A 24,177-nucleotide genomic window follows, 5' to 3' on the forward strand; every position below is an offset into this window, starting at 1 on the left:
TGTCCCCATCGGAGAAAGGAACACCCATGGACGCGTTCACCGACTTCGCCGTGGTGATCAACCACGAGGAGCAGTACTCGATCTGGCCCACCGAGCTGGACGTGCCGGCGGGCTGGCACTCGGTCGGCAAGAGCGGTGCGCAGCAGGAGTGCCTCGACTACATCGACGAGGTGTGGACCGACATCCGCCCGCTGAGCCTGCGCACCGCGCTGGGAGTCTGACATGACCGCCACCACCGACATCGAGGGCGTGGTCGCCGCTGTGTGGGCCGACGTGCTCGGCGTCGAGCGGGTCGCGCCGACCGACGGGTTCTTCGCGCTGGGCGGCTACTCGCAGCAGGCGGTGCGCGCGGTGCACCTGCTGCGCGACCGCCTGGGCGTGGCCGTGACGCTGCGGGACCTGATGTCGGCGGGCACGTTCGCCGACTTCGCCGCCGCGGTGCGGGCCCGTGCCGAGTCGGGCGCGCCCGCACGGCCCGTGGTGCGCCTGACCGGCAGGCGCGGCACGCGATGACCACCGCCGTCGCCCGCCCGGTCGTGCTGGACGACTGGTCCTACCTGCCCCGTCCGCGAGGGCCGCAGGCACGGCGCCTGGTGTGCTTCCCGCACGCGGGCGGCGACGTCGGCACCTTCGCGGAGCTCGCCGCCGCGGTCGGACCGGACGTCGAGGTGCTCGCCGTCCGCCTGCCCGGCCGCGGCGGGCGCTACTCCCACGCGCTGCCGGGGACGTTCGCCGAACTGACGTCCGCGGTCGCCGCGGGCGTCGGCCCCCGGCTGGGCCGCGACGCGGTGTTCTACGGCCAGAGCTTCGGCGCCCTGCTCGCCTACGAGGTGGCGCTCGCGCTGGGGTTCAGGGGGCCTGCGGCGGTCGTGGCCGCCTCGGCTCCCGCGCCGGCCGACTGGGAACGCGCCGTCCGGTCCGTCTCGGCCGACCCGGAGGCCGGGGCGGAGCGGTTGCTCGCCGAGTGCGGGCTGACCGTGCCCGACGACGACGCGGTCCGCGCCATGGTGCTGGCCGTGCTGCGCGCCGACATCGCCGTCGGCGCCACCTACCGGCACCGGCCGGGCCCACCGGCCCGGTTCGCCGTCCACGCCCTGGCTGGCGACGCCGACACCGGCGCCAGCCCGCCCGGGACGTGGGCCGGCACCACGACGGGACCGTTCACCTCGGCGGTGCTGCCCGGCGGGCACCTGCTCGTCGCGCCCGGCGACCCCGGACCGGCCGACCTCCTCCGAACCCTCTGCCTGGGAGCGCGCAGTGACCACCACCACGACCGTTGACCTGACCGACGCCCGCCTCTGGGCGGACCCCGGCATCGGCGCGCTCGTCGACGACCTGCGCGCCCTCGCCCCGGTGCAGCTCACCCACACCGCCGAGGACGGTCCGGTGTGGTCGGTGCTGTCCTACGAGCACGCCTCGGCGGTGCTCACCGACGCCGCCACCTACGGCTCCACCGGCGGCTCGCTGCTCGGCAGCGGCGGCGCACCCGCCGGCGCCGGGAAGATGATGGCGCTGACCGACGGCAAGCACCACCGCGACCTGCGGACCCCGCTGCTGCCCTTCTTCTCCCCCAAGGGCGTGCGCGGCAGCGCCGAGCGCATCAACGACCTGGCCGCCCAGGTGGTCGCCGACGCGGTCGCCAAGCGACAGGTCGACCTCGTCGAGGTCATGGCCACCGTGCCGCTGGTCGTCATGTGCGACGTCCTCGACATCCCCGAGTCCGACCGCGACATGGTCGTGTCGGTTTGCGACGCCGCGTTCCTGGGCACCACCCCGCAGGACCGCAGGGCCGCCCACCAGCGGCTCCTGCCGTACCTGTTCGACCAGGCGATGCGCCGCCGGATGGCGCCGGCCGGCGACCTGATCAGCGTGCTCGCCACGCACAAGGTCAAGGGCAGGCTGCTGCCGATCGAGGACGTCGTCCTCAACCTGGACAACATCATCGTCGGCGGCGTGCAGACCGTCCGGCACACCGCGGCGATGAGCATCATGGCGTTGCTGGACAACCCCGCGGAGCTCCAGCGGCTGCGCGAAGGCGCCGTCGAGGTCGACTCCGCCACCGACGAGCTGCTGCGCTACACCTCCGTCGGCCTGCACGTGCTGCGCACGGCCACCCGTGACGCCCACCTCGGCGGGGTCGACGTCCGCGCCGGCGACAAGGTCGCGGTGTGGACGTGGGCCGCCGACCACGACCCGGCCGCCTTCGACGCACCGCACGAGCTGCGCCTGGACCGCTCGCCCAACCGGCACCTGGCGCTGGGCGTCGGCCCGCACTACTGCATCGGCGCGCCGCTGGCCAAGGCCGAACTGGGCGCCGTCTACCGGGCGCTGCTCGACCAGGTCGCCGAGATCGAGGTGTCCGGGGAGCCGGTGCACAACCAGTCGATCATCAACTTCGGCTTCGACCACCTGCCCGTCACCCTGCACGCGCGCTGAGAGAGGTCCTTCCCATGTCCCAGACGACAGTCAGCGACGCACGCCCGTCCCCACCGCGAAGGCCCGGCTGGACGCGCGTCGGGGTGGTGCTCGGCGGCCAGGGCGTGTCGCTGATCGGCGACCAGGTGTTCTTCATCGCCGCGGTGTGGGCGGCCGCCCAGATGGGCGGGACGACCGCCGTCACCCTGGTCACCCTGGCCGAGTCGGTGCCCCGCGCCCTGGCGATGATCTTCGGCGGGGTGCTGTGCGACGCACTGGGACCGCGGGTCGTGTTGCTGCGCACCACTACCGTGCGGATCGCGGTGCTGGCGGTGGCCACGGTGATCGCGCTGAACTCGCCGACGGTGTGGTTGCTCGTCGTCGTCGCCGCGCTGGAAGGCGCCTTGCTGGGCCTGGGCACGCCGTCGTTCGGCACCCTCATGCCGCGCATGGTGAACGGCGACCAGCTCGGCCGGGCGAACTCCGTGCGCACCATGGTGGCCCGGTTCGCGCCGATCATCGGGTCCCCGTTCGGTGCGTGGCTCGTGGCCGAGGGGCAGCTCCCGGTGGCCCTCGGCGTGGTGACGGTGGGTTGTGTGGTCGCGTTGCTGTGCCTGGCCCCCGTCACCAAGGAGATCTCCGCACCCTCTGCGGCGCCCAGCGGTGTGCCGATGTGGAAGCGCACCGGTGACGGGCTGAAGCTGCTGCGTTCCAACCACAAGCTGCGCCTGCTGTTCTTCTCCGCGCTGTGCCTGGACTTCGCCTTCGCGTGGCCGATGAACCCCGGCCTGCCGGTGCTCGTGATCGACCGCGGCTGGCAGGTCTCCGCCGTGGGCCTGGTGATCGCCTGCTGGGCGGGCGGCGCGCTGGCCGGCGCCGGGATCAGCGCCGTGGTCGGCGAGCGGATCCCGCTGTCGGTCCGGCTGGTCGGCAGTGGCGTCGGCATCGGCGTGCTGCTGGTGGCCATGGTGCTCGCCCCGACCCTGGCGGTGATGGCCGGTCTGTCGGTGGCCCTCGGCGTCTGCTCCGGGCTCAACGGCCCCGCGGCCGTCACGCTCTACCAGAAGGCCGCTCCCTCCGACCGGCTCGGCACCGCGATGGCGATGCTCGCGCTGGCGGGCATCGGTTGCGCTCCCTTCGCCTACGCCATCTCCGGCGCCCTCGCCGGCCTCACCTCGCCCGAGCTCGCCTGGGCGGTCACCGCGCTGGTCGCGTTCGGCGGGCCGATCACGGCCGCCCGCGCGCTGCGGATCCCTTCCGCCTAGAAAGGAAAACCCATGTCCGCATTGTCGTTCGGCCAGCAGCGGTTGTGGTTCCTCGACCAGCTCGACGGTCCCGGATCCGCCTACAACGTCCCGGTCGCCCTGCGGCTGCGCGGACCTCTGGACACCGCCGCCCTGCGCGCCGCCGTCGCCGACGTGGCGGACAGGCACGAGGTGCTGCGCACGGTCATCCCCGTCGTGGACGGGACGCCGGGGCACCTCGTCGTCGAGGACGCGGTGCCGCCGTTCGAGATCGTCGACGCCGAGCTGCCCTCGGCGCTCGTCGCGGCGGCGACGAGGCCGTTCGACCTCGCGACGGAGATCCCGTTGCGCACCACGCTGTTCCGGGTCAAACCTGACGAGCACGTGCTTCTGGTTCTGCTGCACCACATCGCGGCCGACGGAGGTTCGTTCGGCCCGCTGCTGCGCGACCTCGACGCCGCCTACACCGCTCGTGCGGCGGGCACCGCCCCGGACTGGGCGCCGCTGGAGGTGCAGTACGGCGACTTCGCCCTGTGGCAGCAAGAAGTGCTCGGAGCCGAAGACGACCCGGACAGCCTGCTGGCCGAGCAGCTGACCTACTGGGAGGGCAAGCTGGCCGGCCTGCCCGAGCGGATCGCGCTGCCCGCCGACGGACGCGGCACGGGGGCCGGAATCGTCGAGGTGCAGCTGCCCGCACCGCTCTGCGCGCGATTGGCCGACGCGGCGCGTGCGGCGGGCTGCACGCCGTTCGTCGGTGTGCAGGCGGCGGTCAGCGCGGTGCTGGGGCTGGCCGGGGCAGGGCAGGACGTCGTGCTGGGCACGCCGGTGTCGGGCAGGCAGGACCCCGCGCTGGACGACCTGGTCGGGTTCTTCGGCAACACCCTCGCGTTGCGCACCGACCTCTCCGGCGACCCCGGCTTCGGCGAGCTGCTGCGCCGGGCCAAGGAGTCCGCGTTCGACGCCTACGCACACCAGGACGTGCCGTTCGAGCGGGTCGTCGAGCGGCTCGGCGTGGACCGCGGCTCGCCCGCGCACCCGGTCTACCAGGTCATGCTGGTGTTGCAGGAGGACTCGGTCCCGCCGCGGCTCGGCGGGCTCGACGTCGCCGTGGAACCGCTCGACCTCGCCGCGGCCAAGCTCGACCTGAGCGTGGTGTTCGCCCGCCGCGCCGACGGCGGCATGGACTGCCAGCTCGAGTACGCCGCCGACCGGCTCGACCGCGCGTTCGTGACGCACCTCGGCGACAACCTGGTCCGCCTGCTCGACATCGCACTGTCCACTCCGGACGTACCGCTGTCGAAGCTCGGCTTGCCCACCACGCCTGTCCCGGTGCTGGAGGAGACTCCGGCGCCGGTCGAGGAGGCCCTGGTCCGCCGGGAGCCGCGCGACGAGCGCGAGCGGATCCTTTGTGGACTGTTCGCCGACGTGCTCGGCCTGGATTCCGTGGGCGTGCACGACGGGTTCTTCGCCCTGGGCGGGCACTCGCTGCTGGCGACCCGGCTGCTCAGCCGCGTCCACGCGGCGCTGGGCGTCAAGGTGGGTGTGCGCGCGCTGTTCCGCGCCCCCACCGTTGCCGGGCTCGCCGCCGCCCTCGACCACGCCTCGGGCACGGCGCACCCGCCGCTGGTGGCCCGGCCGCGACCCGAGGTGGTGCCGCTTTCACCCGCCCAGCAGGGTTTGTGGTTCCTCGCGGGCGTGAGCGGCCAGGACCGCGCGTACACGATCCCGTTGACCCTGGACCTGACCGGGCGCGTCGACGTATCCGCTCTGAGGGCGGCGCTGCGCGACGTCGTCATCCGGCACGAGAGCCTGCGCACGGTGTTCCCCGCCGTGGACGGGCAGCCGCGCCAGCACGTCCTCGCCGAGTTCGACGACGTCCTCACCGTTCACCGCTGCGCCGCGAACGACCTCGACCGGCTCGTCGACGAGGCCGCCCGCGCGCCCTTCGACCTCGCCACCGACCTCCCGCTGCGCGCCACCCTGCTCCTCGCCGGCAACACCGATTCCGTGCTCGTGCTCGCCCTGCACCACATCGCGAGCGACGGCGTGTCGAGCGGACCGCTGCTGCGAGACCTGGGCACCGCCTACGAGGCCAGGCTGGCGGGACGCGCGCCCGGCTGGGCACCGTTGCCGGTCCAGTACGCCGATTACACGCTCTGGCAACGAGAACTCGACCTCGACGGACGCGTGGACCACTGGAAGACGGCGCTCGACGGCCTGCCCGAGGAGCTGCCCCTGCCCTACGACCGGTCCCGCCCGGCCGACCCGACCCATGCCAAGAACGCCGTCAGCGCCCAGGTCGACGCCGGCACCCACGCGGCTCTGACCGCCCTGGCCCGTACCAACCAGGCGACGCTGTTCATGGTCGTGCACGCCGCTCTCGCCACCGCGTTGACCCGCATGGGCGCGGGCACGGACATCGTCGTCGGCACGCCCGTCGCGGGCCGCGCCGACGAGGTCCTCGACGACCTGGTCGGGTTCTTCGTCAACTCCCTGGTGCTGCGCGTGGACACGGGCGGCGGACCCGCGTTCACCGACCTGCTCGCCCGCGTCCGCGAAGCCGACCTGGCCGCCTACGCCGCCGCCGACGTGCCGTTCGACCGGCTGGTCAAGGAGCTCAACCCGCCGCGCGTGCTCGCCCGCCACCCGCTGTTCCAGGTGGCGCTGTCGCTGACCGGCGGCGAGGACTCCAGTGGTCCGGAGCTGGCCGGGCTCGACGTCCACCTCGCCGACGGCGCGCAGGGCAACGCCAAGTTCGACCTCACCCTGACCGTCGACGAGAAGCCGCGCGCCGCAGGCCTGGACTGCACGCTGGAGTTCAGCACCGACCTGTTCGACCCGGCCACCGCGCGCCGCCTGCTCGACGCCCTCACCCTCGTGCTGACCGCCGTCGCCACCGACCCCGGCCGGGCCGTCGACCGCCTGCCCGTGCTCGTCCCCGCCGACAGCGCGCTGGTCCTGCACGAGTGGAACGACACCGACACCCCCTTCCTGGACATGACCGCGCACGCCCTGTTCTCCGCCCACGCCGCCGCCAGGCCCGACGCCGTCGCGCTCATCACCGACGACACCCGGATCGGCTACCGCGAGCTGGACGAGCGGTCCAACCGCGTCGCCCGCCACCTGCGCGACTCCGGCGTGCGGCGCGGCGACGTCGTCGGCATCGCACTGGACCGCGGCATCGACCTCGTCGCCGCCGTGCTCGGCGTGCTCAAGGCGGGCGCCGCCTACACCGTGCTCGACCTGGCACTGCCCGCCGAACGCGTCCGCGAGATCAGCGCCGAGGCCGGCGTCGGCGAGACCGTCACCGCCGAGCGGATGGCGGCGGCCGCCGGACTGTCCGCCGCCCCGGTCGACGTTCCCGGAGCGCCCACCGACGCGGCCTGCGTCATGTTCACCTCGGGCTCCACCGGGCGTCCCAAGGGCATCCTGGGCTCGCACCGCTCGATCGTGGCCAGCCTGCGGTCGCAGTCCTTCTTCGACTTCGGCCCGGACCAGGTGTGGCTGCAGTGCTCGCCCGCGTCGTGGGACGCGTTCGTGCTGGAGCTGTTCGGCTCCCTGCTGTCGGGGGCCGCCTGCGTGCTGCACCCCGGATCGCGCCCGGAACCCGCCGTCGTCGCCCGCCTCCTCCCCCAGCACCGCGTCACCACCGCCTACCTGTCGGCCAGCCTGTTCAACTACCTCGTCGACGAACACCCGGAGGTCTTCGCCGGCCTGCACCAGGTGATGACCGGCGGCGAGGCCGCCTCCACCCGCCACGCCGGCGAACTGCTGCGCCGCCACCCGCACGTGCGCCTGGTCAACGGCTACGGCCCGGTGGAGAACATGATCATCGGCACCAGCCACGCCGTCGCACCCGCCGACGCGCTCGGCCGGTCGGTCCCGATCGGCCGCTCCCTCGCCAACAAGCGCACCCACGTGCTCGACGCCGCCCTGCAGCCGGTGCCGCCCGGGGTGGTCGGCGAGGTCTACCTGGCCGGGCTCGGGCTCGCGGAGGGGTACCTCGGGCAGGCCGGACTGACCGCGGGACGGTTCCTCACCAGCCCGTTCGACGGGCCTGGCGAGCGGATGTACCGGACCGGCGACTTGGGGCGCTGGAGCGCGGACGGTGTGCTGGAGTACGTCGGGCGCACCGATGACCAGGTCAAGATCCGCGGCTTCCGGGTGGAGCCCGGTGAGGTCGGCGCGGTGCTCACCCGGCACCCCGCCGTGGCCCAGGCCGCAGTGGTTGTCCGGGAGGACCGGCCGGGCGACAAGCGCCTGGTCGCCTACCTGGTGGCGGCAGACGGCAAGGGCAACCTCGACGGGGTTCGTGAGGAGGCCGCGGAGGTCGGCACCGCCGGTGTCCGCGATCGAACCGCAGGGGCCGGCGCGCTCGACACCGCCGAAGTTCGCGAGCAGGCCGCCGGAGTAAGCGAGCCCGACACCGCCGGGGCCCGTGTGCAGGCTGCCAGGGCCTGCGCGCTCGACACCGCCGCGGTCCGCGCGCACTGCGCTGCCGCGCTGCCCGACTACCTCGTGCCCAGCGCGTTCGTCGTGCTCGACGCCCTGCCCCTGACCCCCAACGGCAAGCTCGACCGCCGCGCCCTGCCCGCCCCGGCGGCCGAAGCCGTCAGCCAGGTCCGGCCCCGCACGGTCCGCGAGGAGATCCTCTGCGGGATGTACGCCGACCTGCTCGGCGTCGAGGGTGTCGGCGTCCGCGACAGCTTCTTCGACCTCGGCGGTCACTCGCTGCTGGCGGCCAAGCTCATCGCCCGCGTCCGGACCACCTTCGACGCGGAGATCGCGCTGGCCGACCTGTTCGCCGACCCCACCGTCGAGGGCGTCGCCGCCGCCGTCGACCGCGCCGCGGGCAGGCCCGTCCGCCCGGCTCTGGTCGCGGGGCCCCGGCCGCGGGTGCTGCCCCTGTCGCCCGCCCAGTCCCGGCTCTGGTTCCTCAACCGCCTGGAGAACGGCGGCGCGGGCTACGCCGTCCCGTACGCGCTGCGCCTGACCGGCGAACTGGACCGGCGCGCGCTCGAAGCCGCCCTGCACGACGTGGTCGGCAGGCACGAGGCGTTGCGCACCGTCTTCCCCGAGGTCGACGGCACACCTTGCCAGCTCGTGCTCGACGACTGGCGGCCCGAGCTCGCGGTCGTCGACGGGCCTGCCGACCTCGACGACGCGATCGCGGGCGCCGCCCGCCGGGAGTTCGACCTGGCCGTCGAGGCGCCGGTGCGCACGACGTTGTTCGTCACCGGGCCCGGCGAGCACGTGCTTCTCCTGCTGCTGCACCACATCGCGGTCGACGGTGCGTCGCTCGGGCCGTTGGTCCGCGATCTGCGCACCGCCTACACCGCGCGGCTGGACGGCGCCGAGCCCGGGTGGGCGCCGTTGCCGGTGCAGTACGCCGACTACACGCTGTGGCAGCGCGACCTGCTCGACTCCCTGCTGGCGGGGCAGGTCGAGCACTGGCGCGGGGCGCTCGCGGGTCTGCCCGACGAGCTGGCGCTGCCCGCGGACCGGCCCCGGCCCGCCGTCGCCACCCACCGGGGTGGCACGGTGCCCGTCGAGATCGGTGCCGCCCTGCACGCCCGGCTGCTGGAGATGGCCAGGGAGAACCGGGTGACGCTGTTCATGGTCCTGCAGGCCGCGCTCGCCACCCTGCTCACCCGCGTCGGCGCGGGCACCGACATCCCGATCGGCACCCCTGTCGCCGGGCGGGCGGACCGCGCCCTCGACGACGTCGTCGGGTTCTTCGTGAACACTCTTGTGCTGCGCGTCGACACCGCAGGTGATCCCGCGTTCACCGATCTGCTCGCCAGGGTGCGGGAGGCCGACCTGCGGGCGTTCGAGCACCAGGACGTGCCGTTCGAGCGGCTCGTGCAGGAGCTGAACCCGGCGCGGTCGCTCGCCAGGCACCCGTTGTTCCAGGTCTCGCTGGTGCTGCAGAACACCGAGCACGCCGACCTGTCCCTGCCTGGTCTGGCGGTCGCCGAGCACGAGGTCGGCGCGGAGAGCGTCAAGTTCGACCTCGGGCTGGGCTTCGCCGAGACGCCCGACGGTGGGTTGGACGGTTCCCTGGCCTACTCCGCCGAGATGTTCGACGCCGGCACCGCGCGAGGCCTGGCCGACCGGTTCGTCCGCGTGCTGGCCGCCGTCGCCGCCGAACCCGGCCTGCGCACCCGTGAGATCGACGTCCTCGACCCGGCCGAGCGCACGGTGATCCTCGAGGACTGGAACGACACCGACGCCGAGGTGCCCGCCACGACCCTGCCCGCCCTCTTCGCCGCCCAGGTCGCCCGCACGCCGCACGCACCGGCCGTCGAGTTCGACGGCGCGGTCCTGACCTACGCCGAACTGGACGACCGCGCGACCGCGCTGGCTCGTGTCCTGCACCGCGCGGGTGCCGTTCCCGGCCGCACGGTCGGCGTGGCGCTGCCGCGCTCGCTGGAGCTGATCGTCGCGCTGTACGCCGTGCACAAGACCGGTGCGGCCTACCTGCCCGTCGACCCCGGCTACCCGGCCGACCGGGTGGAGCACATGGTCACCGACGCGGCACCGGTGCTCGTCCTCACCCCGGAGTCGCTGGCCGCACTACCGCACGCGGCCGAAGACACCCCTCTGCCGTCGGCGACCCCGGAGGACGCGGCGTACGTCATCTACACCTCCGGCTCCACCGGCAAGCCCAAGGGCGTGGTCGTCCCCCACTCCGGCATCGTGAACCGCCTGCTGTGGATGCAGGACCGCTACCGGCTCACGCCGGCGGACCGCGTCCTGCAGAAGACGCCGTCGAGCTTCGACGTGTCGGTGTGGGAGTTCTTCTGGCCGCTGATCACGGGCGCGGTCCTGGTCGTGGCCAAGCCGGAGGGGCACAAGGACCCCGCCTACCTGGCCGACCTGATCGAGGACGCGGGCGTCACCGTCGCCCACTTCGTCCCGTCGATGCTGGAGGTCTTCACCGCCTCCGTCGACGCCGGTCGCTGCCCGAGCCTGCGCCAGGTCGTCTGCAGCGGCGAGGCGCTGCCCACGCCGCTGGCCGAGCGCTTCAGCGAGGGCTTTGCCGCGCACCTCGACAACCTCTACGGCCCCACCGAGGCGTCGGTGGACGTGACCTGGCAACGCTTCCGGCACGACCCGACCCCGTCCGTCCCCATCGGACGCCCTGTGTGGAACACCCAGGTCTACGTCCTCGACCCCGCACTGTCCCCCGTGCCCGCCGGTGCGACCGGCGAGCTCTACCTCTCCGGCGTCCAGCTGGCCACCGGCTACCTCAACCGCCCGTCCACCACCGGTCAGCGCTTCGTCCCCAACCCCCACCGGCCCGGCGAGCGGATGTACCGCACCGGCGACCTGGTCCGCTGGCACGACGGCGGCACGCTGGAGTACCTGGGCCGCACCGACGACCAGGTCAAGATCCGCGGCGTCCGGATCGAACTGGGCGAGGTCGCCGCCGCCGTCTCCGCCCACCCGTCGGTGGTCCAGGCGGCCGCGGTGGTCCGCGAAGACCGTCCCGGCGACAAGCGCCTGGTCGTCTACGCGGTCCCCTCGGCCGACTTCGACCCGGCCTCGGTGCGCGAGTTCGCGGCAAGGTCGTTGCCCGAGGCCATGGTCCCCGCGGCCGTCGTCGCGCTGGCGGAACTGCCCCTGAGCCCGTCGGGCAAGCTCGACCGCAAGGCCCTGCCCGCCCCGGACTTCACCCGCACCCCCACCCGCGCGCCCCGCGACCACCGCGAACGCGTCCTCTGCGCCCTGTTCGCCGACGTCCTCGGCCTCGACTCCGTCGGTGTCGACGACGACTTCTTCGATCTGGGCGGCCACTCCCTGCTCGCCACCCGCCTGGTCGACCGAATCCGCCGCGCCCTGGGCGTGCGCGCCACCATCCGCGCCGTCTTCGACGCCCCCACCCCCGCCGGACTCGCCACCCGCCTCGACGACTCCGGCACCGACCCCCTCAACGTCCTGCTCCCGTTGCGCTCCACCGGATCCAAGGCGCCGCTGTTCTGCGTCCACCCCGCCGCGGGCATCGGCTGGGTCTACTCAGGACTGCTCCGCCACCTCGACGACCGCCCCGTCCACGCACTCCAGTCCCGCGCCCTCACCGAACCCTGGACCGGCACCCTGGACGAGATGGTCAAGGACTACGTCGCCGAGATCCGCGCGGTGCAGCCCGAAGGCCCCTACCACCTGCTGGGCTGGTCCTTCGGCGCCCAGGTGGCCCACGCCATCGCCACCCGCCTGCAGGCCGAGAACGCGGAGGTGTCGTTCCTGGCGCTGCTCGACGGCTACCCCGGCAGCGGTTCCGCCGCTCCGGTCACGGACCCCACCGCGGACCTCCTGGCCTCGCTGGGCCGCACCTCCCTCGACGACCTCGTCCCCGTCCTCGGCGCCCGCGCCGTGGACGCCCTCCCCGCCGTCTTCGCCCACAACCGCCACCTCTCCGACACCCACACCCCCACCACCCCCTACCGCGGTGACGCCCTGTTCTTCCTGGCCACCGAGGGCCGCACCGAGTCCTCGCCCCACCCCGGCGCGTGGAGCCCCCACATCACCGGCACCCTCCACCTCCACCTCGTCCCCACCACCCACGGGGACATGACCCGTCCCGTGCCCATGGCCGAGATCGCCGGCACCATCGCCGGGCACCTGAACCGTTGAGCGCAGGACCGGCCCGTCTCCGGGCGGGCTGGTCCTGCTCACTGCCGGGTTTCCTGACCGGCGCACATCGACGGACGGTTCAATTCGGTCAACACTGAAGCAATTGATTCAACGAAAAGCGGCCGCCCTCTGCGTGGAGGGCGGCCGCGTCGTCGTTGCCGTCAGACGGCCCGCGCGATGGCGATGTTGCCCGCCAGCCGGTCACCGGCCTCGTAGATCATGTACTCGCGGCCCTGGTACGTGCCGAAGGACGGCGCGGCCGACCTGCCGTTGTCCGGCGACCCGGACAGCGAGTCGTGGAAGACGCCCAGGTGCCTGCGCAGGGTGAAGTCCCGCCCGACCTCGGTGATGAGGATGTTGCCGCCGCTGCCGATGTCGGTGTTGTAAACGACGTAGACGCTGTTGTTGCGGAAGAGCAGGTGCGGCCCGCCGACGTTGACCGCACCCACGTCCTGGTGGCGGATCAGCGGGGTCTGCGAGAACGTCCAGTCGCGGGCGTTCGCCGACCAGCCCCAGCCGATGTCGCGCCGGTTCGTCCTGTTGTTGAGCATGAACACCATGACGTACCGGGCGCCGCGCGAGGTCAGGTCGTGGCGGAACACCCTGGCGTAGGAGGTCTCCGTGGTCCCCTCCGGCTGCAGCCGCGTGGACAGGACTTCCTTCTCGTAGGTGAAGTTGATGCCGTCGGCGGAACTGGCCAGGCGGGTCACGGTGTTCTCACCGTGGAAGTACAGGTACATGCGCTTGACGTCGTCGTTCCACATCGCGTGCGGTGACGACACGTGCGACACGCTGTACTCGCCGGGCCAGCTCCGGGAGATGATCGGGTTTCCGGGATGTTCGGTGAACTCCTCGTCGAGGGAGTTCGCGTACGCCAGGCAGATGCCGCCGGGGGCGTCGTGCGGCGCGTAGTAGAGGTAGTAGGCGGCACGCGCGCCCGCGATCCGGTCCTTCGTGCCCCGGATCGTGGGGAAGATCAGTTCGCCGGTGGGGTTGTAGCGGAGCTTGCTCTTGACCAGTGCGAGTCTGCTGTAGCGGTAGTCCGGAAAGCCCGCCGGTGCCGCGGCGGCGGGAACGGCCGTGCCCGCCGTGCCGGCCAGCAGGGCCGCGCTGCCGAGCAGCAGTCGGCGACGGTTCAGTGTCATGGGAATGCTCCTCAGCGCCGAGTGAGTTCCTTTGTGGACGGACCGTTCAGTAGACGGCGACCCCGTAGGCCTGGAGGGCTTCGGTGACGGGCTGGTAGAACGACCGCCCGCCGCTGGTGCAGTCACCGCTCCCGCCGGAGGTCAGGCCGAGCGCGGTGTTGTCGGCGAACAGGGGTCCCCCGCTGTCGCCGCCCTGGACGCAGACCGTCGTCCCGATCATGCCGGTCACCGTCGTGCCGTCGACGTAGTTCACGGTGACGTTCAGGCCGGTGACCTTGCCGCGGTGGAACCCGGTGGTGCTGCCGCTGCGGCCGACGGTCTGCCCGACCACGGCGTTGCCCGCGCGGGCGATGTCGCGGCGGGTGCCGTTGTAGAGGTTGACCTCGCCGGGCCTGCTGATACCGCTGGTGTAGCGGAAGAGCGCGTAGTCGTTGCCCGGGAAGCTGGTCCCCACCCGCGACGCGATGACCTGCCCGCCGGAGGTGCTCCACGTGGACGTGGCGTTGCCGCAGTGGCCGGCGGTCAGCAGGTAGGCGGTGCTGGTGCCGGGCGTCTTCACGTTGAAGCCGAGCGAGCACCGCACGCCGCCGCCGAGGATCGCGTCCCCGCCCGTGATCGCCGGCCGGAACGAGCCGCCGACCTGCTCCAGCCGCGCGGTCTCGCCGAGACCGCCGACCACCGACCTCAGCCGGGCGAGCGCGGACCCGGTCACCGTCGCGTCCGCGGACACCACGACCTGGTTGGTGGCCGGGTCGACTCCCCAGGAGGTGCCGGGAATCCTCGCCGTGCGGTCCAGTACACCGGTGCTGGCGGCGAGCGCTGCGGCGCTGTGCTCGACGACCTCGGCGCGGGCGCCGGCCGCGGTCACGGCCTTCGCCGCGGCACCGTCGGTCACCGTGACGACGAGCCGGCCGCTGTCGTCCACATAGGACCCGGGACTCGCGGCTCCGAGCCCGGCGGCCAGGGCGTCGGCGAGCCGGCCGGGTTCGGAGGCCTGCGCGATCGGCGCGCTCACGACGAGACCGGCCGCCAGAGCTACGACCGACGCCAGCGCGAGAGAGGTGGTGCGACCCATCAATTCTCCTCGACTGTTCCGTGACGGAAGGCGGGGCGGCGCGCCTGAGGTACGGACAGACAGAGTGCTCGTTCCGGAGAAAAGGGTCCAGACGATAATTTTTATTTGTCCCGAAACCGCACCAGGAGAAACTCGTCAACATACGAAGGATGGAAATAGTATTAGCGTCTTGATTGGAAGAGAATCGCCGCCCATCACTTGTCAGAACAAATCCGAAGACATCCGCGATCGCCAACCACGGCAGCAAGGCTAGTGTGAACGTTAACAGTAGGTCCCTGTCGCGCCGCAGATCCACCATCGTCGAATGTTCGACAGATCCGAGTTAACGCTAACAAGAGCCGTTGACCGCAGCACCACGTCGTGGCTAGGTTCGCTCGCAGCGCGTCCGCCACCGGTGTCGTCGACCGAGCAACTGGAGCGTCCTCATGTCCTCATCGTTGAGCCGGCGTGGCTTCCTGAACGCCGCCGGAGTGGCCGTCGTCGCGACCACCGTGCCGCCACTGGTGCCACGAACAGCGCACGCGGCCTCGACACCTCCCGTTCGCGGTGACATCGGTGTGTCCGCTTTCCCCTTCGACCTCTCCGAGGTGCGGCTGACAGCGGGCCGGTGGCTGGACAACCAGAACCGGACGTTGTCGTACCTGCGGTTCATCGACACCGAGCGGCTGCTCTACAACTTCCGCGCGAACCACCGGCTGTCCACCGGCGGCGCCGCGGCGCTGGGCGGCTGGGAGGCGCCGGACTTCCCGTTCCGCACGCACAGCCAAGGACATTTCCTGACCGCCTGGGCGCAGGCGTGGGCGGTGCTGGGTGACACGACGTGCCGGGACAAGGCGAACCGCGTGGTGGCCGAACTGGCCAAGTGCCAGGCCAACAACTCGGCGGCCGGTTTCACCACCGGGTACCTGTCGGGCTTCCCGGAGTCGGACTTCGACGCGCTGGAGGCCGGGTCGCCCAAGTCCGTGTCGTACTACTCGCTGCACAAGACGCTCGCGGGGCTGCTGGACGTCTGGCGCCTCGTCGGCAACACCCAGGCACGCGACGTGCTCCTGCGGTTCGCCGCGTGGGTGGACTGGCGCACGGCCCGGTTGTCCTACAGCACGATGCAGCGGGTCCTGGGCACCGAGTTCGGCGGGATGAACGCCGTGCTCACCGACCTCTACCAGCAGACGGGCGACTCGCGCTGGCTGACGACGGCCCAGCGGTTCGACCACGCCGCGGTGTTCGACCCGCTCGCCGGCGGCCAGGACCGGCTGAACGGCCTGCACGCCAACACCCAGGTGCCCAAGTGGATCGGCGCGGCCCGGGAGTACAAGGCGACCGGGACGACCCGGTACCGCGACATCGCCCTCAACGCCTGGAACATCACCGTCGGCGCGCACACCTACGTGATCGGCGGCAACAGCCAGGCCGAGCACTTCCGCTCCCCCAACGCCATCGCCGCCTACCTGAACACCGACACGTGCGAGGCCTGCAACACCTACAACATGCTCGAGCTGACCCGTGAACTGTGGCTGACCGACCCCGGCAAGGCCGCCTACTTCGACTACTACGAACGCGCCCTGCTCAACCACCTGATCGGCCAGCAGAACCCGGCGGACCCGCACGGCCACATCTGCTACTTCACCGGACTGAACCCGGGCCACCGGCGCGGCAACACCGGACCGGCGTGGGGCGGCGGGAACTGGAGCACCGACTACGGGACCTTCTGGTGCTGTCAGGGCACCGGGATCGAGACGAACACCAAGCTCGCCGACTCCGTCTACTTCCACAACGGCACGACGCTCACGGTGAACCTCTACACGCCGTCGGTGCTGACCTGGTCGTCCCGCGGCATCACGGTCACCCAGAGCACGAGCTACCCGGCCGGTGACACGACGACGCTGACCGTCACCGGCAACGCAGGCGGGTCGTGGACCATGCGACTGCGCATCCCGGCGTGGACCGAGAACGCGACCGTCAGCGTCAACGGCACCGCGCAGAACGTGGCCGCGACGCCCGGCACCTACGCGTCCCTGACCAGGTCGTGGACTCCCGGCGACGTGGTGGCGCTCCGGCTGCCGATGCGCGTGGTCGTGCAGCCCTCCAACGACAACGCCAACGTCGTCGCGCTCACCTACGGCCCGGCCGTGCTGGCGGGCAACTACGGCAACACCAGCCTGTCGGCGTTGCCCGCTCTCGATGTCGCTTCAGTCACCCGCACCAGCTCGTCGTCACTGGCGTTCACCGCGCGAGCGAACGGAACCCAGGTGAACCTCGGGCCGTTCCACGACGCGCACGGCTTCAACTACACCGTCTACTGGAGCACCGGCACCACGGCGAGCCACCGGTTGGTGAACGCGGGTACCGGCATGGTGCTGGGTGTCCAGGACATGTCCACATCGGACGGTGGGCTCGCCGTGCAGTGGCACGACAGCGGGACCGCCGACCACAACTGGCAGCTGATCACCGACGGTTCCGACGTGCGGTTCCGCAACGTCCACAGCGGCAAGGTGCTGGGCGTCGAGAACATGTCCACCGCGGACAACGCGCGTGTCCTGCAGTGGTCGGACAACGGCACGGCCGACCACCGGTGGACCCTGATCGCCAACGGGGACGGCACGTACAAGGTCCGCAACGCCCACAGCGGCAAGCTGCTCGGCATCCTCAACGGCTCCGGCAGTGCGGGAGCGCAGGTCGTGCAGGACTCCGACAACGGCACGGCGGACAACCGGTGGCGACTCGTCGCGAACTGAGGACGGAGCGCTCACACAGGGGTGCAGGTGATCGACACGATGCCGGGCGCGACACCGCTGCCGACGAGGTCGAAGGTGGTGGACGCGCCCGGTTCGAGCGCGCCGCCTGTCACGTAAACGGAGAAACCGGACTGGGTCACCCGCACCACCGCCGACTCCTCGACCCGCTGACCGTCGGGGAACGTCCAGTCCAGAACCCAGCCCCCGACCGGCGAGGTCCCCACGTTGGCCACCTCCACGACCGCGCGGAACCCTCCCGTCCAGGTCTCGTCCACGGTCAGCGCGGCGAAACACGCTGCGGGAACAGGAGTTCCGATCGCCTTCCTGGGCGCCTGCGCGTCCACGGACACGGAGAAGTCCTCGATGGCGTTGCCCGCGCCTCCTCGCCACAGGTTGAAACCGGCCTCGACCGCGACGAGGTACCAGTCCGGCGAGACCTGGCCGCGGCCGACGGAGTCCTGGGTGAACGCGCTGATGTCCAGGCCCTTCACGGCCGTGACCTCGCCGACGCGTTCGTAGGTGATCCGCACGCGGCCCTGGTCGCGGGCCAGCCAGACGTTCCACCGCGCGTCGGAGATAGGCACCTCGCGGGCGAGCAGCACCCCACCGGGGCGGACACCGCCGCGGCTGCGGAGCCAGATCACGAGCTCGGCGCCGTCCGGTGTGCCCTCGGCGACGGGTCCGCTGTGGAACCACACGACGTAGGCGGCGTTGAACACGCCGGTGTCGACCTGGCTGCTGACCCAGTCGCTGGTGACGCGGGGCATCGCCGACACCTGCACCGGCAGGTCGCCGACGTCCGTGCACTCCTGCCAGTGGCATCCCCTGACCAGCGACGGCGTGGCGGCGGGAGCACCCTGCGGCGGAACGTCGTGCTCGGCGCTGTCGATCCGCAACGACTGGTCCCCCACGGTGACGCACTGGGGTGTCCCGGCGCCCCACACGTTGTTCTGGCCCAGGTAGTCGCGGCCGCCGGCCGGTGCGACGGCGTTTCCCGCGCACAGCGAGACACCTGTCGACGGTCCGGTGCGGGACAGGACCAGGCCGACGATCGCGGCGATCGACGCTCCTCCGAGTCCGAGCGCCACGAACGCGACGGCGACGCGGAAGGCGATCTGAGCGGCGGGGTTCATCCGTGCTCCTAGGTCGGTGGCCCTGTGGAGGGATACGCCTTCGCCGTCGGCGGCGTTCACCGCGGTTCGCGGGCGACCTGTCCGCCCGGCGCGAACGGACCGGTGTCCACCCTGGTCACGGCCGTGGTCCACAGTGGAAGATGACGCGATGAACGACCCGAGGCGCGGCCGGCCGAAAGGGCCCACCGGGCCTGTGATCGGCCGCGCGCTGCAGTTGCTCGACGCGTTCGACGCGGAGCACCGGGTGCTGACGCTGAGCGACCTCGCCCGCCGCGCGGACCTGCCGCTGTCGACCGCCCACCGGTTGCTGCAGGAACTGGGCGCCTGGGGCGCCGTCGAACGCGACGACGACGGGCTCTACCAGGTCGGCCTGCGGTTGTGGGAGCTCGGCTCGCTCGCGCCGCGCGGACCGGGTCTGCGCGAGACCGCGCTGCCCTACCTGGAGGACCTCAGCCAGATCACCAGGGAGAACGTGCAGCTCGCGGTCCGGGAGGGCACGGAGGTCGTCTTCGTCGAACGGATCGCCGGGTTGAGGTCGGTGCGGGTGCGCACCCGCGTCGGCGGCCGGTGGGCCCTCACCTCCACCGGCGTCGGCCTGGTCCTGCTCGCGCACGCCTCGGCGGAGGTGCAGGAGGACGTCCTCAACGGACCGATCGAGCACCACACCCCGATGACCGTCACCGATCCCGCCCAGCTGCGCAGGATGCTCGCGGACGTCCGCACGAACGGCTACTCGATCAGCGACCGCCAGGTCACGATGGACGCGCTGTCCGTCGGCGCGCCGATCCGCGGCGGCAACGGCGAGGTCGTCGCGGCGGTGTCGCTGGTCGTGCGGCACGGCAGCACCACCCCGCACGGGCTCGCCGGCCTGGTGCGCACCTGCGCCCAGGCGATCTCCCGCGCCCTCATGGCGTGACCCTTCCATTTTCTGGAAAGGCGCTTCGGCTCCGTTGGTGATTTCGGCCAATCTGTGCCTCTCCCACCACGAGAAGGAGTGCTGATGTCCTGGTTCCCGCGCGACCAGTGGTACGTCGCCGCCTACGGCTCCGAGATCGCGCACGACCTGTTCACCCGCACCGTCTGCGGCGAGCCGATCCTGTTCTGGCGCACGCGCGACGGCTCGGTGACGGCCATGCCCGACCGCTGCGTCCACCGCCGGTTCCCGCTGTCCCAGCCCCCGTCGCGGCTGGTCGACGACCAGGTGGTCTGCGGCTACCACGGTTTCACCTACGACTCCGGCGGCAAGTGCGTGGCCGTGCCCGGCCAGGCCCGGATTCCCCGCACCGCACGACTGCTGCCCTACCCGGTCGTGGAGCAGGACTCGTTCGTGTGGGTGTTCATCGGCGACCCGGCGAACGCCGACGCCTCGCGGATCCCTCGCGCGCCGTGGCTCGTCGACCCCGGCTACACGACCGTCTGCGGCATGGAACCGTTGGGTGCCAGGTACGGCCTGCTCGTCGACAACCTGCTGGACCTCTCGCACGAGACCTACCTGCACGGCGGGTACATCGGGACGCCCGAGGTCGCGTCGACCCCGATCAACACCTCGGTGGACGAGGACGCCGGCGTCATCTCCGTGTCCCGCCGCATGGACGACGCGGAATGCCCGCCGTTCTACTCCAAGTCGACGGGTCTGCAGGGCAGGATCGCACGCTGGCAGGACATCGAGTACATGCCGCCGTGCCTGTACACGCTGCACAGCCGCATCGCCCCGGTCGGCTCGGTCCCCCGCGCCGACGGAACCGACCCCGACGCGTTCCACGTCGAGGTCGTCTACGCGATCACACCGGAGACCGAGACCTCGACGCACGACTTCTGGGCCGTGGCGAGGGACTTCGCTCTCGGCGACGAGGAGGTCTCCGCCTTCCTCGCGGAGAGCAACCGCACCGTCGTGCTGCAGGACGTCGAGGCGTTGAACGTCCTGGAGAAGGTCATCGCGGCCGAGCCGGAGGGCTTCCAGGAGCTGTCCATCAACATCGACACCGGTGGGCTCGCCGCGCGCCGGGTGCTGGGCCGGCTGTGCGAGAAGTCGTGAAGACGACCACCGGTCGCCGGGTGTTCCGCATCCACTGGGTACCGGGCACCGACCGGCTGCACGCGACGTGCCACTGCGCCGCCGAGCGCGAGTTCGAGGACCCGGTCGAGCTGTGGGAGTGGCTGCTCGCCCACCCGGAGGGCCACACGCCGTGAAACTGGTGCTGGACAAGAAGGAACCGGTCGCCGACGGCGTCGTGCTGCTCACGTTGAGGGACCCGGACGACAGCCCGCTGCCCGCGTGGACTCCCGGCGCGCACGTCGACCTGGTGCTGGGCGACGGTCTCGTCCGCCAGTACTCGCTGTGCGGCGATCCGGCGGACACCTCGGCCTACCAGGTGGCCGTGCTGCGCGCGCCGGAGGGACGGGGCGGATCGCGGCACCTGCACGACGTGCTGGCCGAGGGGCAGCTCGTCGAGGTGGGCGACCCGCGCAACCACTTCGAGCTCGTCGAGGCGCGGCGCTACCTGTTCGTCGCGGGAGGGATCGGGATCACGCCGATCCTGCCGATGGTCGCCTGGGCCGAGGCGGCGGGACGCGACTGGCGCCTGGTCTACGGCGGCAGGACGCGGTCCTCGATGGCGTTCCGCACGACGCTGGAGCAGCGGGCCAACGTCGAGATCCGCCCGCAGGACGAGTACGGGCAGCTGGACCTGGAGGCGTCGCTGGGCGACCCCGCACCGGGCACCGCGGTGTACTGCTGCGGCCCGGAGTCCCTGCTGCTCGCCGTCGAACAGCAGTGCGCGGCGTGGCCCCGGGGTGCCCTGCACGTCGAACGGTTCTCGCCAAGAACCGTCGCACCGCCGAATTCCGCTGAGTTCGAGGTCGAGCTGGCGCGGACGGGCGCCGTTCTGCGGGTCCCCTCCGGGAAGTCCGTGCTCGACGTGCTCGAGGAACAACGCGTGTCCGTGCTGTGGTCGTGCCGGGAAGGCACGTGCGGCACCTGCGAGACGACCGTCCTGAACGGCACCCCGGACCACCGCGACTCCGTTCTCACCGATGAGGAACAGGAGTGCGGTGACGTGATGATGGTCTGCGTCTCGCGATCGCGTTCGACACGTCTGGTGCTCGACCTGTGAGGCAGGTCAGCAGACGACGTTGACCTTCGCACCCGCCTGGAACGACACGTGCACGTGGTCCATGTGGTTGGCCGTGGGGCTACCGCGGTCCTCCATGGGCGTGAAGCCGCTGCCGTCGTTGTAGCGCTGGCGCCAGATCACGTAGGTGACGCCGAACGCCTTGCGGTTGGCCAGCACGTACTCCGCCAGCTGGTTGCCGGTGGCGGTGTCGACCATGAAGTCCAGCGCCAGTCCGAGGGGGTGCTCGCCGGAGCCGCCGCGGCCGGCCGCGCCGCCGATGTCGTCGACGCCGAACTTGCCGGCGATGTGGTGCCCGACCTGAGCCACGTGCGGCTTGACGCCGTCCAGGGTGGTCGGACAGGGCGGCGGAGGTGGAGGCGGAGGAGGCGTGGTGGTCTCCGGTGTCGTCGTGGTCACCGGAGGCGGCGTGGTGGTCACCGGGGCCGATGAGGACGGCGGCACGGTGGTCGAGGACGTGGCGGGAGTGCTCTGGCTGGCGGAGCTCGACGTGGCGGCCAGGTTGGCGGCGGCTCCGGTCGGGTCGACCGGCTGATCGGTTCCGCGGACGACCCAGAAGGTCACGACCAGGCCCGCGGAGAGGGTGGCGGCAACTGCGATGGGCAGCTTCCGGCTGGGTTTTTGATCTGTTCTATGTCGGCCCGGCATTCGGGAACACCTTGCGTTGGGGACGGGGCAGGTTCACACGGCCCGCCATGTTACGAAATGAGCACGACGACATCACAGCCTAGTGTTCATGCTCACAATTCCCCTGGTGAGCGCGTCGCTACACGACGTCACAGTCCCAGGTGGTGGACGGTCCGACAGATCAGAAACCGATGGAAATCGGACATCGAATCCTCACCGGCGAGGGTCTGCAACGCTCCAGTGCGGCCTGAACAACGCCGTGATCCCGGCCCGCGCGGTCGCGGAGGATCCGCCGCGTCCGCCCGGCATGAGCCACCTGCTGGCGAGCTCGGTGCGGCAGTACGACCTGCCCCCCCAGGATCCGCTGCGCCGGGCGACGAAGCTCCCCGACCTCACACCGTGATGACGACCTTCGCGCGAGCGTGCTCGGTCTCGACGTACCGCAGGGCGTCGCGTGTCTCGGCCAGCGTGAAGGTGCGGTCGATGACCGGGGTGAGGCCACCCGTCTCGGCGAGGTGCCGCAGGGCCGTGAGGTGGTCGCGGCCGGCTGCCGTGGTCAGCACGAACAGCTCGTCGCGGACGAACGGGGCGCGCAGCTTCGCGCCGATCATCAGGCGCATCGGGCCGAGGAGGCTGCCGCCGTCGAACACTCCCCCGCCGGACAGCACGATCGTCCCGCCCGGTGTGACCGCGCGGCGCAGGGCGGTCAGCGAGTGGTTGCCTACCAGGTCGAAGACGAGGTCGTGGCGCCGTCCGGTCGTGGTGAAGTCGTTCGTCCTGTAGTCGATGACGTGGTCGGCGCCGAGCGACTTCACCAGGTCGGCGTTCCTCGTGCGGCAGACGCCGGTCACGGTGGCGCCCAGGGACTTCGCGATCTGCACGGCGAACGTTCCGACGCCGCCGGACGCGCCGTTGATCAGGACGTGCTGGCCCTGGCGGAGCTTTCCGACGTCGCGCAGGCCTTTCAGCGCGGTCTGGCCGGCCAGCGGGATCGCGGCGGCCTGCTCGAAGGTCAGGCCGGCCGGCTTGCTCTCCACCAGCTCTTCCGGCACCGACACGTACTCCGCGAACGCGCCGTCGGCGGTGCCGAGGTCGCCGAACACCTCGTCGCCGGGCCGGAAGCGCCGCACGTCCCCGCCCACCGCCTCGACGGTGCCCGCGAAGTCGCGGCCGCGGATCTTCGCCCTGGGCCGCCGGAACCCGATGCCGGTGAGCCTGGCCAGGTGGGGATCTCCGCGCATGACGTGCCAGTCGTACGCGTTCACCGCGGCCGCGCGCACCCGCACGAGGATCTCGCCGCCCGAGGCCGTCGGTGGTTCCACGTCGCGGAACTCCAGTGCGTCCGGTGAGCCGTACCGGTCCTGGACGATCGCCTTCATCGGGTTCCTCCTCGTGCGAGTGCGGTGCGGGTGGTGGTGCGGTGCGGTTTCCGGATGATCCACTCCGCCACGGCGAGGTTGACCACCCAGGCGGCGAGCATCAGCAACGCCTTGGAGAGCTGGTCGAGCGGGCCGGTGGCGGCGATCCACGACCCCAGCAGCACGGCCTGCGTGCCGGCGCCGAGTCCGATCGCGAACGCCCTGACCATCCACGCGCGGTGCCCGGCGACGTCCCGCCGGCGGATGGCGAGGAACCCCAGTACGAGGAACACCGCCCAGGCCGTGCCGAACACCAGCCGGACGCCGGTGAGGAACGCGCCCACGTCAGCCGGTTTCGGGTAGAAGGCGGTCATCCACAGACCGGACAGCGCACCCACCAGTCCACAGAGGACCAGCACGCGGCCCGCGAGCCGATGCCATCCCGGTCTGCGACGGCGAAGGCCCGGTGCGAACTGGAAGGCCCCGAGCAGGCTGTAGACGCTGACGGTGACGGCGTGCACGACCACGGGCACGGGCGAGGCGAAGAACCGCGCGTTGTCCGGCGTGATCTCCGCGCCCGCGCCGAGCTCGGTCAGCCGCAGTGCGCCGCCGAGCACCGGGACGGCGCTGAACAGGATGATCGCGACCGGGAGGAGCTTGTCGTACCTGGAGTTCAT

Annotated in this window: 19 protein-coding genes; 13 read left to right on the forward strand and 6 right to left on the reverse strand. The window is 71.8% G+C overall.

All coding sequences use genetic code 11. The features are described from left to right. Nucleotides 1-26: 26 nt before the first annotated feature. From IE307_RS19995 to IE307_RS47725, 6 genes are read left to right on the forward strand one after another with little or no spacing between them, the layout of a single operon-like run. A complete protein-coding gene (locus tag IE307_RS19995) occupies nt 27-221 on the forward strand; it encodes an MbtH family protein (protein ID WP_191299618.1) in 195 nt (64 codons plus the stop codon). Nucleotide 222: 1 nt separating this feature from the next. Next, nucleotides 223-513, forward strand: coding sequence for a phosphopantetheine-binding protein (locus IE307_RS20000; RefSeq protein ID WP_191299619.1), 291 nt, complete (start codon nt 223-225; stop codon nt 511-513). Continuing rightward, the gene (locus tag IE307_RS46860; RefSeq protein ID WP_229904893.1) at nt 510-1,280 is read left to right on the forward strand and encodes a thioesterase II family protein; all 771 of its coding nucleotides are present in this window, start codon (nt 510-512) and stop codon (nt 1,278-1,280) included. The genes IE307_RS20000 and IE307_RS46860 overlap by 4 nt, the downstream gene beginning before the upstream one ends. Beyond that, nucleotides 1,258-2,436 carry a cytochrome P450 gene (locus tag IE307_RS20005; protein WP_229904894.1) on the forward strand — a complete coding sequence of 393 codons (1,179 nt, stop codon included), beginning with the start codon at nt 1,258-1,260 and terminating at the stop codon, nt 2,434-2,436. The genes IE307_RS46860 and IE307_RS20005 overlap by 23 nt, the downstream gene beginning before the upstream one ends. 14 nt (nt 2,437-2,450) lie before the next feature. Then, nucleotides 2,451-3,680, forward strand: a complete 1,230-nt coding sequence (locus tag IE307_RS20010; protein WP_191299621.1) for an MFS transporter — start codon at nt 2,451-2,453, stop codon at nt 3,678-3,680. 12 nt (nt 3,681-3,692) lie between these two features. After that, entirely contained in the window at nt 3,693-12,296 is an 8,604-nt protein-coding gene (locus IE307_RS47725; RefSeq protein ID WP_191299623.1) for a non-ribosomal peptide synthetase, read from the forward strand. A 161-nt stretch (nt 12,297-12,457) separates the two neighbouring features. On the opposite strand, the gene IE307_RS20020 is transcribed toward IE307_RS47725, so the two are convergent. Together IE307_RS20020 and IE307_RS20025 are read right to left on the reverse strand one after the other, a co-directional pair. After that, nucleotides 12,458-13,441 (reverse strand): hypothetical protein, encoded by a 984-nt coding sequence (locus tag IE307_RS20020; RefSeq protein ID WP_191299625.1) that lies wholly within the window; start codon nt 13,439-13,441, stop codon nt 12,458-12,460. A 46-nt stretch (nt 13,442-13,487) separates the two neighbouring features. Next, nucleotides 13,488-14,516: a S1 family peptidase gene (locus IE307_RS20025; RefSeq protein WP_191299627.1), complete on the reverse strand. Its 1,029-nt coding sequence runs from the start codon at nt 14,514-14,516 to the stop codon at nt 13,488-13,490. Nucleotides 14,517-14,941: 425 nt separating this feature from the next. Here IE307_RS20025 and IE307_RS20030 point away from each other — a divergent pair, with 425 nt between their 5' ends. Continuing rightward, nucleotides 14,942-17,251, forward strand: a complete 2,310-nt coding sequence (locus IE307_RS20030) for a beta-L-arabinofuranosidase domain-containing protein (RefSeq protein ID WP_191299629.1) — start codon at nt 14,942-14,944, stop codon at nt 17,249-17,251. Between the two features lie 11 nt (nt 17,252-17,262). Here IE307_RS20030 and IE307_RS20035 read toward each other — a convergent pair whose 3' ends face one another. Continuing rightward, nucleotides 17,263-18,384: a GH12 family glycosyl hydrolase domain-containing protein gene (locus IE307_RS20035; protein WP_191299631.1), complete on the reverse strand. Its 1,122-nt coding sequence runs from the start codon at nt 18,382-18,384 to the stop codon at nt 17,263-17,265. A 148-nt stretch (nt 18,385-18,532) separates the two neighbouring features. Here IE307_RS20035 and IE307_RS20040 point away from each other — a divergent pair, with 148 nt between their 5' ends. From IE307_RS20040 to IE307_RS20055, 4 genes are all read left to right on the forward strand, one after another. Further along, nucleotides 18,533-19,300 carry an IclR family transcriptional regulator gene (locus tag IE307_RS20040; protein WP_191299633.1) on the forward strand — a complete coding sequence of 256 codons (768 nt, stop codon included), beginning with the start codon at nt 18,533-18,535 and terminating at the stop codon, nt 19,298-19,300. An 84-nt stretch (nt 19,301-19,384) separates the two neighbouring features. Continuing rightward, complete coding sequence (locus IE307_RS20045) at nt 19,385-20,419, forward strand: Rieske 2Fe-2S domain-containing protein (RefSeq protein ID WP_191299635.1); 1,035 nt, start codon at nt 19,385-19,387, stop codon at nt 20,417-20,419. Continuing rightward, nucleotides 20,416-20,574, forward strand: coding sequence for a hypothetical protein (locus IE307_RS20050; protein ID WP_191299637.1), 159 nt, complete (start codon nt 20,416-20,418; stop codon nt 20,572-20,574). The genes IE307_RS20045 and IE307_RS20050 overlap by 4 nt, the downstream gene beginning before the upstream one ends. Continuing rightward, on the forward strand, nt 20,571-21,497 hold the full coding sequence (locus IE307_RS20055) for a PDR/VanB family oxidoreductase (protein WP_229904895.1): 927 nt from the start codon (nt 20,571-20,573) through the stop codon (nt 21,495-21,497). Before IE307_RS20050 ends, IE307_RS20055 begins: the two co-directional genes overlap by 4 nt. Before the next feature lie 6 nt (nt 21,498-21,503). Here the strand turns inward: IE307_RS20055 and IE307_RS47440 are convergent, their stop codons facing one another. Continuing rightward, nucleotides 21,504-21,914 carry a VldE C-terminal domain-containing protein gene (locus IE307_RS47440; RefSeq protein ID WP_505744279.1) on the reverse strand — a complete coding sequence of 137 codons (411 nt, stop codon included), beginning with the start codon at nt 21,912-21,914 and terminating at the stop codon, nt 21,504-21,506. On the opposite strand from IE307_RS47440, the gene IE307_RS47445 reads away from it, so the two are divergent. Further along, nucleotides 21,886-22,050: a hypothetical protein gene (locus IE307_RS47445; RefSeq protein ID WP_308436375.1), complete on the forward strand. Its 165-nt coding sequence runs from the start codon at nt 21,886-21,888 to the stop codon at nt 22,048-22,050. The two genes, IE307_RS47440 and IE307_RS47445, sit on opposite strands and share 29 nt — an antisense overlap. A 351-nt stretch (nt 22,051-22,401) precedes the next feature. Continuing rightward, complete coding sequence (locus tag IE307_RS20065) at nt 22,402-22,545, forward strand: hypothetical protein (protein ID WP_191299643.1); 144 nt, start codon at nt 22,402-22,404, stop codon at nt 22,543-22,545. Here IE307_RS20065 and IE307_RS20070 read toward each other — a convergent pair. After that, entirely contained in the window at nt 22,535-23,521 is a 987-nt protein-coding gene (locus IE307_RS20070; protein ID WP_191299645.1) for an NAD(P)-dependent alcohol dehydrogenase, read from the reverse strand. The two genes, IE307_RS20065 and IE307_RS20070, sit on opposite strands and share 11 nt — an antisense overlap. Then, entirely contained in the window at nt 23,518-24,177 is a 660-nt protein-coding gene (locus tag IE307_RS20075) for a DUF2306 domain-containing protein (RefSeq protein ID WP_191299647.1), read from the reverse strand. The genes IE307_RS20070 and IE307_RS20075 overlap by 4 nt, the downstream gene beginning before the upstream one ends.

Source organism: Lentzea cavernae, assembly GCF_014653695.1.
Classification (GTDB): Bacteria; Actinomycetota; Actinomycetes; order Mycobacteriales; family Pseudonocardiaceae; genus Lentzea; species Lentzea cavernae.